The 12,125-nt window shown below is 71.8% G+C and carries 9 protein-coding genes; 5 read left to right on the top strand and 4 right to left on the bottom strand.

Annotated elements, in window-relative coordinates:
* Positions 1-11: 11 nt before the first annotated feature.
* Positions 12-467: a hypothetical protein gene (locus tag P3T35_RS32355; RefSeq protein WP_101383185.1), complete on the bottom strand. Its 456-nt coding sequence runs from the start codon at positions 465-467 to the stop codon at positions 12-14.
* Between the two features lie 207 nt (positions 468-674).
* Here P3T35_RS32355 and P3T35_RS32350 point away from each other — a divergent pair, with 207 nt between their 5' ends.
* Complete coding sequence (locus P3T35_RS32350; RefSeq protein ID WP_180356690.1) at positions 675-1,280, top strand: VOC family protein; 606 nt, start codon at positions 675-677, stop codon at positions 1,278-1,280.
* A gap of 57 nt (positions 1,281-1,337) precedes the next feature.
* Entirely contained in the window at positions 1,338-4,151 is a 2,814-nt protein-coding gene (locus tag P3T35_RS32345) for a helix-turn-helix transcriptional regulator (RefSeq protein ID WP_101383184.1), read from the top strand.
* A gap of 9 nt (positions 4,152-4,160) precedes the next feature.
* On the opposite strand, the gene P3T35_RS32340 is transcribed toward P3T35_RS32345, so the two are convergent.
* Positions 4,161-4,976 (bottom strand): alpha/beta hydrolase, encoded by an 816-nt coding sequence (locus tag P3T35_RS32340; RefSeq protein WP_101385403.1) that lies wholly within the window; start codon positions 4,974-4,976, stop codon positions 4,161-4,163.
* Between the two features lie 244 nt (positions 4,977-5,220).
* On the opposite strand from P3T35_RS32340, the gene P3T35_RS32335 reads away from it, so the two are divergent.
* On the top strand, positions 5,221-6,288 hold the full coding sequence (locus P3T35_RS32335; RefSeq protein WP_101383183.1) for an alpha/beta hydrolase: 1,068 nt from the start codon (positions 5,221-5,223) through the stop codon (positions 6,286-6,288).
* Between the two features lie 34 nt (positions 6,289-6,322).
* The gene (locus tag P3T35_RS32330) at positions 6,323-6,517 is read left to right on the top strand and encodes a hypothetical protein (RefSeq protein WP_101383182.1); all 195 of its coding nucleotides are present in this window, start codon (positions 6,323-6,325) and stop codon (positions 6,515-6,517) included.
* Between the two features lie 65 nt (positions 6,518-6,582).
* On the opposite strand, the gene P3T35_RS32325 is transcribed toward P3T35_RS32330, so the two are convergent.
* The gene (locus P3T35_RS32325) at positions 6,583-8,229 is read right to left on the bottom strand and encodes a tannase/feruloyl esterase family alpha/beta hydrolase (protein WP_101383181.1); all 1,647 of its coding nucleotides are present in this window, start codon (positions 8,227-8,229) and stop codon (positions 6,583-6,585) included.
* A 209-nt stretch (positions 8,230-8,438) separates the two neighbouring features.
* Here P3T35_RS32325 and P3T35_RS32320 point away from each other — a divergent pair, with 209 nt between their 5' ends.
* Positions 8,439-9,290: an alpha/beta hydrolase gene (locus P3T35_RS32320; protein WP_180356689.1), complete on the top strand. Its 852-nt coding sequence runs from the start codon at positions 8,439-8,441 to the stop codon at positions 9,288-9,290.
* A 95-nt stretch (positions 9,291-9,385) separates the two neighbouring features.
* On the opposite strand, the gene P3T35_RS32315 is transcribed toward P3T35_RS32320, so the two are convergent.
* A complete protein-coding gene (locus P3T35_RS32315; protein ID WP_101383180.1) occupies positions 9,386-12,112 on the bottom strand; it encodes a LuxR family transcriptional regulator in 2,727 nt (908 codons plus the stop codon).
* Positions 12,113-12,125 lie beyond the last annotated feature (13 nt).

The raw sequence follows: 12,125 nt of genomic DNA, 5'->3' as shown, positions 1-12,125 counted from the left end.
GCCCCCGCGCGTTACGGGCGGGACGGCTGGTTGCGGGCCTCGACCGCCTTGACCGTCTTCTTCAACGCCTTCTCCAGTACGCCCTTGCCGACGCTGCCCAGCAGCAGCCCGGTGACGCGGCCCTTGAGGTTCTTGCCTTCGCGGACCACCACGACGTCCAGCTGCGTCAACCCGTCGGGCAGCCGCGTGAAGGTGTAGGTGTGTCCCGAGGCGCCGCCCCAGATGTTGGAGTCGACCGTGGTCATCACCACGCGGTTCGGGTCGGACCAGTCGTATCGCAGCCGTTCCCATACGCCGCCCGAACCCTCGGTGACGTCGGCGTGGTCGACCCCCTCCGCATGAACCTGCAAGTACTCGTCGGCACTGTTGGGGAACAGTTCCCGACGCCCCGGCCCGAAGTCGGTGAGGCTCGCCACGAATTGCTCCGGGGTGGCCGGCGTCCGCTCGGTGAAGTGGATGGTTGCCATGGGGTTCTCCCTGCGCTCCGTACGTCGGTGTCCTGAACGGCTGTCCTCAGGCTCCCTGGCGCAGGCACCCCGTCGAGCCGGTGCCGGACACTGGTCACCGCCGGCCCGGGTACTGGCCAGGGTTCGGCACTGGCTCGACGGGCCCGCAGTCCCGGCATCGTGATCGGTGGTTGCCGACCGGCATCCATGGCGGCGCAGGAGCTGACGATGGTGGAATTCAAGATCGAGGTCGTGGTCGTCCCGGTTTCGGACGTGGACCGGGCCAAGGACTTCTACATGCGGATCGGGTTCCGCGAGGACGTCGACTTCTCCGGCCCCGGCGGCTTCCGGGTCGTGCACCTGACCCCGCCCGGTTCGGCCGCGTCGCTCATCATCGGCAGTGGCGTGACCGACGCGGCGCCGGGCTCCGAGCGCGGCGTGCACCTGATCGTGGAAGACGTCGTCGCGGCCCGCGCCGAGTTGGCGGCCGCCGGGGTCGAGGTCAGCGAGGTCTTCCACGACGCCGGCGGAGTCTTCCACCATGCCGGCACCGCCGAGCGGGTCACCGGCCCGCACCCGGCGCGGCAGTCGTACGGCTCGTTCGCGTCGTTCGCCGACCCGGACGGCAACACCTTCGTCCTGCAGGAGGTCATCACGCGGCGCCCCGGACGGATCAGCCACGCGGTCTACCGCTCCGCCGCCGAGCTCGAGTCGGCACTGCGAGACGCGGCGCTCGCCCACGGCACGTACGAAGGCGAGCTCGGCCACCCGGATCCGGACTGGCCCGCGTGGTACGCCGCTCACATGGCCCATGCGGCCGGGCTCGGCAGCTGAGCGGCGCTGTCGGAGCTGCCGCGCGGTGAGAGTGATATCAGGAAGGGGCAGGGCGGCATGAAGTCCATCACCATGACGATGGTGGGCCGCGAGGACGAGCAGGCGGAGCTCGTGGCGTTCGTGAAGTCCGCCACGGGTCAGGCCCTCGTCCTGCGCGGGGAGGCGGGGGTCGGCAAGAGTTCGCTGTTGAGCCACGCCGCCGCGTTGGCGGAGCAGGAGGGACACGTCGTCATCCGGGCCGCCGGCGTCGAGGCGGAGTCCGCGCTGCCCTATGCCGGGCTGCATCAGTTCCTTCATCCGCTGCTCGCCGACGTCGCACGGTTGGATGACGGGACCCGGGCGGTGTTCGACGCCGTGTTCGGCGGAGTGCAGGGTGATCCGCCATCGGTCATGACGCTCGGCATCGCCGTTCTCAGTCTGCTGGCGCGCTCCGCCGAACAGCGGTCGCTGCTGCTGCTCCTCGACGACGGGCAGTGGCTGGACGACTCCAGTGCCGACGTCTGCGGCTTCGTGGGCCGACGCCTGGCCGGCAGCCCGGTGAAGCTGCTGGTCTCGGTCCGCACCGACATCACGTCGCGTTTCGACACCGCCGCACTGCCCGAACTGCCGATCGCCGCCCTAGCCGGCGAAGACGCGGCCCGCCTGCTGGACCATCGTTACCCGGATCTGGGCCGGCAGGTCCGCCGACTCGTCCTGAAGCAGGCCCAGGGCAACCCGCTGGCCTTGCTGGAGCTGCCCGCCCACTTCGCCGACCGGTCAAGCGACCTCCCGGCCGAAGACCTCGTCGGTCAGCGTGGTGTGCCGTTGCCCCGGCGGCTGCAACGGCTGTTCGGCACCCGCATCGCAGCCCTCGACGAGCGGGTGCGGGCCGAGCTGCTGATGGGCGCACTCGACGGCGCCGGGAGCCCGACCGGCGCCGACACCGTCCCCGGCACGCGCTACGGCATGCGCGACGCCGACTCGGCGGTGGCTGCCGGGCTGCTGGACGTCGAATCGGCCACCGGCGCTTTCGTCTTCCGCCACCCGCTTGTGCGGTCCGCCGTCGTGCAGATGGCCACTCCCAACCAGCGCCGCGCCGCGCATCTGACGCTGGCGCAGGTTCATCGGGAGAACCTCGAACGCCGGGCGACGCACCTGGCGGCAGCGACAGTCGATCCCGACGAGGACGTCGCCGACATCCTGGAGGCGGCGGCCGCGTCGGCGACCCGGCGCGGCGGCGCGCTGGCGGCCGTGACCTGGCTGACCCGGGCCGCCGAGCTCAGCGAGAACCACACCGACCGGTCCCGGCGGTTGGCCGATGCGGCCTTCGTCGCCGCTCACGCCGCCCGCCTCGGCCAGGCGCAGCGGCTGGTCCAAGCGGGCCTCGTACCCGGTTCGACGGAGTCGCCGGCCTCGGTGCTGGCGGTCGCCTACCAGGCGCTCTACCAGGACGGGGACGTCCGCTCCACCCACCGACAGGTCTCAGCCGCGATCGAGAAGCTCCGGGACGGCGGGCCGGCCGCTGTGTCTATTGTCGGCGAAGCCACAGCGTCAATGGTCGGCAAAGCCGAGCCTGAGGAGGTCCTCACCCGGCTGGTGATCCTGCTCCTGGCGATCAGTCAGTACAGCGGCGACCGCGCGGTCTGGGAGAGCACGCACGAACTCCTCGCCTCCCTGGGGGGCCTGGTCACCGAACGCTCGCGTCTGTTCAGCGGCACCTGGAGCGATGTGACCAGGCATGGAGCCGACTTGGCCGGGCCGGTGCTCCAAGCCGCCGCGAACCTACCGGATCTGGAACCCTGGGAGGTCACGCGGTTCGGCACGGCCGCGTACCACCTCGACATCCTGAGCCACTACCGCCCGCACCTGCAACACGTCGTGGACCGCGAGTTGGAGACCGGGGCCGTGGCGACCGGCATGGTCATGCTGCACCAGATCATGCTCGACCAGATGGCGGTCGGCGAATGGGCCGAGGCTGAGGACACCGGACAGCGCGGCCTGGACCTGGCGACCGAGCACGGCCACCAGTTGTTCGCCGCCCAGAGCCGCGCGTACCTGGCCCAGCTCGCGGCGCTGCGCGGACAGGTCGGACGGGCGCGGGACCTGCAGGCCGAGGTGGACGCCTGGGCCCGCCCGCGCGGACTGGGGTTCCTCACCCAGGTCGCCGACTCCGCCGGCGCGACCGCCGCGCTGAGCTCCGGCGACTACGAGGCCGCGTACCTCTACGCCATCGGCATCACGCAGCCGGGCACGTTCCGGCCCTATGCGTACCAGGCCTCGCGCACCCTGCTCGATCTCGTCGAGGCAGCCCGACACACCGGACGCGTCGAGCAGGCCCGGGCGCACGCCCTCGCTGCCCGGGACGCCGGTCTGCCGCTCCTGTCACCCCGCCTGGGGCTGATCACCTACGGCGCGCTGGCGATGACCGCCGAGGACGAGCGGGAGGCCACCGAGATGTTCGCGCGGGCCGCCTCCCACCCGGACGCCGCCCGCTTCCCGTTCGAGCTGGCCCGGATCCGGCTGGCCCACGGCGTCCGGGTGCGCCACGTCCAGGGCCGGGCGGCGGCGCGGCAGTACCTGGTCCCGGCGGCCGAGGCGTTCGAGCGGCTGGGCGCGGCCGGCTGGACCGAGCGGGCCCGGGCCGAACTGCGCGCCACCGGGACCCCGCCCCGTGCCTCGACGCTGAAGCTGGCCTCGCTGACCTGGCAGGAACGCCGCATCGCCGACCTCGCCGCCGGCGGCCTGACGAACAAGGAGATCGGCGAGCGGATGCACCTGTCGCCGCGTACCGTCAGCTCGCACCTGTACCGCGTCTTCCCCAAGCTGGGCATCACGAGCCGGGCGGCGCTGCGCGACGCGCTGAGCCGGACCGGAGAGGTTGCGCAGGTCTGATGTCCGCGCTCAGTCCGATGCGGCCACGGCCTCGACGCCGTTGCCGGCCAGCCAGGCGAGGACGTGGTCGGCGACCGAGTGCCAGCCGCTGTCGAACACCAGGGAGTGCCCCCGGTCGACGAACTGCTTCAGGTCGGTCAGGGCGGAGGAGTCGCCGTAGAGCTTGTAGACCGAGCGGGTCACGGCGTCCGGGACCATCCGGTCCTCCTGACCGGACACGAGCAGAAGCGGCCCGCGCGCCGCATCGGCAGTGTCCACAACGGTGTCGGCCGGCCCGGCGGCGGTGCGGTCGAGCCCAAGGTCCGCGAGCAGCCGGAGCGGGGCCGGGACGGCGTACCGGTCGAAGAGCTTCGCGGCCTCCTCCTCACCGACCGCATTGGCGACGACATGTCGGAACCGGCTCCGGGGTAGCGGCTCGACGCACGGATGCCGGGTCGAACCGGCCGGCATCAGCGCCCACGGCCGGGGCCGGCCGTCGTCCAGCGGCACACCACCGGCCGGCAGCGGCGCGAGGGCCACGGCGGCGCGGCCGAGGCCGGCGCCGAGGAGGCGTTGAGCGATGAGGCCCCCGGCTGAATGCCCGATCAGAACCGGCGGGTTGTCGAACGAACGCACGATCTCCTCGTAGTGGGCCGTGAGCGCGGCGAGCCCGAGGTCGCGCAGTGGGCCGGGATCGCGGCGGACCTGGTCGGCGGTGGGAGCTTCGCCGGGCCATCCCGGGACGCACACCGCGTAACCGTGCGAGGTGAACCGTTCATCCCAGCGCTCCCAGGAGGACTGGTGGAACCACGCACCGTGGATGAGGACGACGGGGGTTTGCTTCACGGCCAGGCCTTCCGATCGCACACGAGTTCCCGCACATGACTTGTAGGCGACGATCCGCCGGCGTAGCGGCGCTCCTCCGAGGATCGCCGTGGGGTAGCACGGCGAAAAGAGTCGGATGACTGAATGTGACGGCCCGGCAGGTCACCGGTGCATCTCCGGGTGTCTCGACGTCATGTGACTGATGCGTACGGCCGGTGGCCGAAGAAGAGTGGAGGCGCCAGCGAGTCTCCGGGAAGGACCAGACATGATCAACAGACGTACGTTCACCAAGGCGGTCGGTCTCGGCGTGGGCGCCACGGCCGTGTCAGTCGGCGCGGCATCGAACGCGCCTGCCGCCTTCGCGGCCGGTTCCGACCGGCCCGGCCGCCCGGCCCCGGTCATCCCGACCATCACCCCGGGCACGCACACCACGTTCACGGACCTGAAACGAGTCCAGGCCGGCGTGCTCGACATCGGCTACGCCGAGGCCGGGCCGAAGCACGGGCCCGTGGTCATCTGCCTGCACGGCTGGCCCTACGACATCCACAGCTTCGTCGACGTGGCGCCGCTGCTGGCGGACGCCGGCTACCGGGTGATCGTGCCGTACCTGCGGGGCCACGGCACCACCGCGTTCCTGTCACCGACGACCGTCCGCAACGCGCAGCAGTCCGCGATCGCCCTCGACATCATCGCCCTGATGGACGCCCTGAAGATCCACAAGGCGGTGCTGGCCGGCTTCGACTGGGGCTCGCGGACCGCCGACATCATCGCGGCGCTGTGGCCGGAGCGGGTCAAGGCCCTGGTGTCGGTGAGCGGCTACCTCATCACCAACGTCGCTTCGCAGAAGAACCCGCTGCCGCCGAAAGCCGAACACACCTGGTGGTACCAGTACTACTTCGCCACCGATCGCGGCCGCATCGCCATGGAGACCAAGCAGAACCGGCACGACCTGTGCCGGCTGGTGTGGGACGAGGTCTCCCCCACCTGGAACTTCGACGACGCCACCTTCGAGCGCACGGCCGCGGCGTTCGAGAACCCCGACTACGCCGCCATCGTGATCCACAACTACCGCTGGCGCCTGGGCCTGGTCGACGGCGAGCGCCGCTATGACCGATACGAGCAGCTGCTCGCAGTCCGGCCGGTCATCACGGTGCCGACCATCACCCTGGACCCCGCCCTCGACCCGTTCCTGGCCACGACCGACGGCACGGGGTACCGGAACTTCTTCACCGGTGCGTACGAGCACCGCGTGCTCACCAGTGTCGGCCACGATGCGCCGCAGGAGGCGCCGACGGCGTTCGCCCAGGCCGTGGTGGACGCCGACCATCTGTGACCCACAAGGGTGTCGACCACATGGCGGTGTAGAAGTGAGTGATCCCGGCACGGACAAGCAGGCGGCGGACACCCGCAAGGCCCGATTCGGCGCGCTCCCGGAACGTGTCGCCTTCGAAGACATGGTCGAGGAGAAGCCGGTGCTGTCGTCGAACCAGGCGGTCGACGCCTACGACCCCGACGGCCTGGCGGTCAGGTTCTCCTGCCTGGCGGCGGATCTGGGTCTTTGAGCACAGCGGTCAAGCGTTCGGGTCCGCCCCCAACCGGGGGACGGACCCGAACTGCTGCGCGCCGGTCAGTCGCGCTGGGCCTTGACGCAGCGGAAGCTGCTCGCAGCGCTCGGATCGCCGTGGCCGGTGTAGCGGGAAACCATCGGGTAGCGGCACACGTCGCGGGTGACGGTCTGGCCGGCGGCGGTGGGCAGGGTGGCGTGCAGGACGTTCGGGGCCTGGCCGTGCTCGACCCAGGCGGTCAGAGCGGCCAGGTCGTCGACGTTGCCGCCGTTCAGGCCGCAGTGCGCGACGCCGGGGGCCAGGAAGACGCGGTAGAAGTCGTCAACCTTCTTGGTACCGCCCATCAGGGCATCGACGCGCTTGCGGTAGTCGACCGTGCCCGCGGTGGGGATCAGTTGGTCGGCGTCGCCCTGCCAGGTGACCAGCTTGCCGCCGGCGTTGCGGAACGCGGAGAGGTCCGCGTCGCGGGTGCCGATGACCGAGTCGTACTCGGCGCGGGCCTTCTGGAAGATCTCGTCGAACTGCGCGTAGCTGAGGTTCGCGGTGTTGAACGAGGGCTGCTTCTCCACGAAGTCGGCGACCCACTGGGCTGGGACGATGAACGGCAAGCCGGTGGTGACGCCGTTCGCATCGGTCTTGCTGGCCGCCAGGTAGGAGAAGTCGGCGCCGATCGACAGGCCGTACCACAACCGTTTGCCGTTCGTGTCGCGCGGGCCGTCCCAGATCTTGCGGACCACGTCGGCATCGGCGGCGGTGATCGTGTACTGCTTGCCGTCGCACACGACCGTGGTGCCGATCAGGCGGCGCGGGTCGAAGTCGCAGCGGTTCGGGTCGCTGATCAGGCCGTCGACCACGCCGTCGAGCTTGTCGCAGGCCTTCAGCGCGGCCTGGTTGAAGGCGTTGAACTCGCACGTGGTGGGGTAGGTGTGTTCCTGGTTCATCACCACCTGCGGCCAGAGGGTGGCCACTTCGAACTGGTTCCAGTTGATGGCGGGGGCGTCGGCGTTGATGCCGTTGAAGTCGGTGGGGTACTGCTGGGCCTCCAGATAGCCTTGGCGGCCGCCGGTGGAGCAGCCGTTGAAGTAGGAGTAGGACGCGGCGTAGCCGTAGACGTCGTCAACGACCTGCTTGCCGACGATCGCCATCTCGTGGACCGAGCGCGAGGCGAAGTTCTGCAGCAGTGCGGTGTTGATCCGGCCCTGGGAGTTCAGCGCCCAGCTGCTGTCCAGGCCGCTGGTGTCCACGCCGGCGTCGGTGGTGGCGGCCGCGTAGCCCTGCTTGATCGCCGCGGCCACGGAGCCGATGTTCCCGGCGGCGTAGGCGGCGCCGCCGTCCGCCTGGAAACGGCCGTTCCAGCCGGACTGAGGCAGCCAGATCTGCACCTTGGCGTGGTCGTTCGCGCCCGGGTGGGTCAGCGCGACCGTCACCTCGCAGTGCGCCGGGACCTCGGGCACCGGGTAGCCGCCCAACGGGGGAACACCGGGCACCTGGAACGTGCCCGTCGGAACGGCCGTCGCGGTCACCGACTCCACCGTGGTGCCGTCCGGCGCCGACAGCTGGAACGAGGTGCAGGCGAACGAAGCGGGACTGGCGGCGGCCAGGGGCGCGGTCGGCACCGGACCGGCCGACGCGCTCACCGGTGCGTAGATGACACCAGCCGCCGCGAGCGGAACACCGGCCGCCAGGAGCGCCGGAAGCCGTCGTTTCATGATCTCTCCTCGGAGTCGGGGATGGCGCCATCACTGTCACCGGCACACCGACTCGGGCACATCAGTCAGCTGACGCTGAGTCAATAATCCGGCGCGCGGCGCCCGGACAGGCAGAAGGCATGAAGTCACATGACCGATGTGACGGGAAGAGCCGCGGGCGACAGTGAAGGCCACCGAGTCCACTGGTTCTCATCCCAGGAGCGTGACCCATGTTGAGCATTGAGAACGGCCGCAAGCGGCGGTTCATCGCGGGGATGGCCGCTGCGGTCGGCACCACCGTGGCGATCGGCGCCTTCGCCTTCACCGCCACCGCTGACGCGGCGACCAACCCGGCGGCGGCCGACCGCAGCCCGAAGCCGACCGTCGTCCTGGAGCACGGTGCGTTCGCCGACGCCTCCAGCTGGGACGGCGTCATCGCCAAGCTGCGCCACGACGGCTACCCGGTGGTGGCCGCCGCGAACCCGCTTCGCGGTCCGGCCTCCGACGCCGCCGCGCTGCGCAGCCTCGTCGACCACATCAAGGGCCCCGTCGTCCTCGTCGGCCACTCCTACGGCGGCTCGGTCATCAGCGAGGCCGCCGTCGGTGAGCCGCAGGTCAAGGCCCTCGTCTACGTCGCCGCGTTCCTGCCCGCGCCGGGCGAGTCCGCACTGCAACTGACCAACCAGTTCCCCGGATCCACCCTGTCCGGCACGCTGGACCCGGTGCCGTACGCGAACGCCGACGGCAGCACCGGCACCGACCTGTACATCCAACAGGACGAGTTCCGGGCCCAGTTCGCCGCCGACGTCCCGGCCGACCGGGCCGCGCTGGCGGCCGCGGCGCAGCGGCCGATCGCGCAGGCCGCGCTGACGGAGAAGGCCACCTCCGCCGCCTGGGAGACCGTCCCCAGCTGGGACATCGTCACCACCGAGGACCTCAACATCCCGCCTGCGGCCCAGGAGTTCATGGCCGAGCGCGCCCACGCCCACACCACCGAGGTGGCCGCGTCCCACTCCGTCGCGGTGTCCCACCCCGACCTGGTGGCCGGCGTCATCGAGAAGGCCGCCCGAGCCACCCGCTGACCACCCGTCATACTCCACCCGCTGAACAGCGGCCCCCTGACCGCCGGAAGGCGAACCCCGTCCATCCCCCTTCGCCCTCCCGGCTCCACCTGCACTCACCGATCTGAGAAGGCCCCGGCGATCTCGCGACGGGAGGAGATCCCCAGCTTGGCGAAGACCTTGCGCAGATGCCACTCGACCGTGCGAGGGCTGAGGAACAACTGCGCACCGATCTCCGCGTTCGGGTGCCCGGTGGCCGCGAGTCGGGCTATCTGCGCCTCCTGCGGAGTCAGGACCGGCGCCCCGAGGGACCGCTTGCGGACGGTCTCGCCGGTGGCGACCAGCTCCCGACGGGCCCGTTCCGCGAACGCCTCCATGCCCATTGCCGCGGCCGCCTCGTGCGCCGCGCGCAGCTCGGTGCGAGCCTGGGCCCGCCGGTTCTGGCGGCGCAGCCATTCGCCGAACAGCAGCCGGGCTCGGGCCTCGAACACGCCGAGCCCGCCCCGGCCGAAGTGGTCGACGGCCTCGCGGTAGCGGTCTTCGGCCTGCTCGGGTGCTCCGGACAGGGCGTCGGCGACCACCAGCGCGCCGAGGGCCCAGGGCGTCCCGGCCCGGCCCCAGTCGGCCAGTCGTTCGCGCGCCCGGGCCGCCACGGCCGGGTCGCCGGCCCGGGTCGCCGCCTCGACCAGCTCGCTGCACGTCCAGTGATGCACGACGAGGTCCTGGTGCTCTGCGCCCCGGAGCGCCGCTTCCATCGCGAGCTGATAGTTGCCCAGGCCGTTGTGGAGCACCGCCCGCGCACAGGCCGCCATGGCGGTGAGCCGGCCCAGGCCGCGCTGCTCGCCGTCCCGTTCCATCGCCTCGATCAGCTCCAGAGCCGGTCGCTCCCGTCCCCGGTACGCGCTGATCAAGGCTGTTGTGACCGTGCGCGTCGCCACGCCTGCGGCTTCTTCGATGGCCGCGGCCTCGGCCTCGGCCAGCAGATCCCGGGCTTCGGAGAAACGCCCCGCATAGCCCAGCGAGGCCGCCCGGTGGGGCAACGCCGTCGAGAGGATCGACAGCGTGCCCGTCGTCCGGGCGAAGCTGACCGCCCGATCGGTGATGTCCAGCCAGGCCTGGAGATCGCCCAGCTCCGCGGCGGCGTTCGCGGCCGGCCACAGGACGGCCGGATCCTCATCGTCGGTGAGCGAGCGCAATGCCCGCGACAGCAGCGGGAAAGCGGCCGCCGACCCGTCCATGGTCCACGCCACCAGGGCACGGAGGAAGACTCCCGCCGTCTCGTCGCCAGGCGGCAGATCGCGAGCGGCCTCGGCGACTCGTCGCAGTCCGCCTTCGTCGTGCCGACCGGCCCAGATGGCCGCACCGAACGCCGCGAGGTGGGTCTCCCGCGCGGCGGCCGGGTCGAGGTCCCCGAGCCGGCCCGCCGCGTCGAGCAACGGCTGCACCACGCCGAGCCCTTGACTGGTCATGGCTGAAGCCTTGGCCCGCAGCCGGCTGGCATCGGCCTGCTGCAGCCGATCCAGCGGCCCCAACTCGGCGGCGGCGAGCAGGTCGGGCACTCGAGCCGTTGCGCCCGCGGCGAGGTGGGCCCCCGCGGCTGCCAGCGCGCGCCGCGCCCGCTCCTTCGGGTCGGGGGTGAGTGCGGCGGCACGTTCCAGGAAGGAGGCGGCGGCCGCCCGGCCGCCGCGCGCCAAGGCCCGGTCGGCGGAGCGCTCCAGTGCGGCGGCGACCTGCTCGTCCGGCCCGACCGCGGCATGGGCCTGGTGCCAGGCCCGCCGATCGGGGTCGCGCCCGGCATCGGTGGCCTCGGCCAGGGCGTGGTGCACCGCACGAAGTGCGGCAGCATCCGCGCCACGCCAGACGGCCGAACGCACCAGCGGGTGCCGGAACCGCACCGGGGCTCCCAGGGTGATCAGGTCCGCGGCCTCCGCCGGTGCCGCAGCCTCGAGCCCGATGCCCAGCAGGCGCAGCGCACGCCACAACAGCGGCCCGTCGCCGACCGGTTCGACCGCCGCGACCAGCAGCAGGGCGCGGGTGTCGGCCGGCAGCGCGTCGACGCGCCGACGGAAGCCGTCCTCGATCCGGCTCGCCAGCGGGCCGGCACCGGGTCCTCCGAAGCCGAACGCCAACTCCGCCGGTGACATGCCCCGGGGCAACTCCAGCAGGGCGAGCGGGTTCCCGCCGGTCTCGGCGACGATCCGGTCCCGCACCCGGGCGTCGACCGGCCCCGGCAGCACGCCGTCGAGCAGCGCCCGGGCGTCGGCGTCGGCCAGCCCGTGCAGGGGAAGGTCCGGTAGACCGGAGAAGCCTTCTTCCTCCCTCGCGCCGGTGATCCGCTCGGCGAACACCAAGGCCACCGATTCGGCGTCCAGCCGACGCCCGACGAACGCCAGGATCCGATGGGACATCAGGTCCAGCCACTGCGCGTCGTCGACCAGGCACACCAGCGGGGACTGGGCCGCCGCCTCGGCGAAGAGACCGAGGACCGCGATCCCGACCAGCAGCATCTCAGGCGGGTTCCCCGCGCTCAGGCCGAACGCGACGCGCAGCGCATCCTGCTGCACCGCCGGCAGTCGATCGAGGTGCGACAGCAACGGGACGCACAGGCGTTGCAGGGCCGAGTAGGCGAAGTCGGACTCGGCTTCGACGCCGGCCGCGCGTACGGTCTGCAGCTGCGCCGCCTGCCCGGCGAGATGGTCGAGCAGTGCCGATTTGCCGACGCCGGCCTCGCCGCGCAGCACCAGCACCTGGCTGCGCCCGTCGCGCACCTCGCGCAGCAGGCGGTCCAGCGCCTCCAACTCCCGGGTCCGACCCAGAAGCTGGTGTTTCGCGTGTTGCGGCATGGCCCCTCCGGCA

Source organism: Kitasatospora sp. GP30, from assembly GCF_029892145.1.
Classification (GTDB): domain Bacteria; phylum Actinomycetota; class Actinomycetes; order Streptomycetales; family Streptomycetaceae; genus Kitasatospora; species Kitasatospora acidiphila.
This window is presented reverse-complemented; position numbering and strand designations above follow the sequence as displayed.

Excerpts from the sequence above, each read along its gene's own strand:
- P3T35_RS32355 (WP_101383185.1), bottom strand. The coding sequence starts at position 467 with ATGGCAACCATCCACTTCACCGAGCGGACGCCGGCCACCCCGGAGCAA.
- P3T35_RS32350 (WP_180356690.1), top strand. The coding sequence starts at position 675 with ATGGTGGAATTCAAGATCGAGGTCGTGGTCGTCCCGGTTTCGGACGTG.
- P3T35_RS32345 (WP_101383184.1), top strand. The coding sequence starts at position 1,338 with ATGAAGTCCATCACCATGACGATGGTGGGCCGCGAGGACGAGCAGGCG.
- P3T35_RS32335 (WP_101383183.1), top strand. The coding sequence starts at position 5,221 with ATGATCAACAGACGTACGTTCACCAAGGCGGTCGGTCTCGGCGTGGGC.
- P3T35_RS32325 (WP_101383181.1), bottom strand. The coding sequence starts at position 8,229 with ATGAAACGACGGCTTCCGGCGCTCCTGGCGGCCGGTGTTCCGCTCGCG.
- P3T35_RS32320 (WP_180356689.1), top strand. The coding sequence starts at position 8,439 with ATGTTGAGCATTGAGAACGGCCGCAAGCGGCGGTTCATCGCGGGGATG.
- P3T35_RS32315 (WP_101383180.1), bottom strand. The coding sequence starts at position 12,112 with ATGCCGCAACACGCGAAACACCAGCTTCTGGGTCGGACCCGGGAGTTG.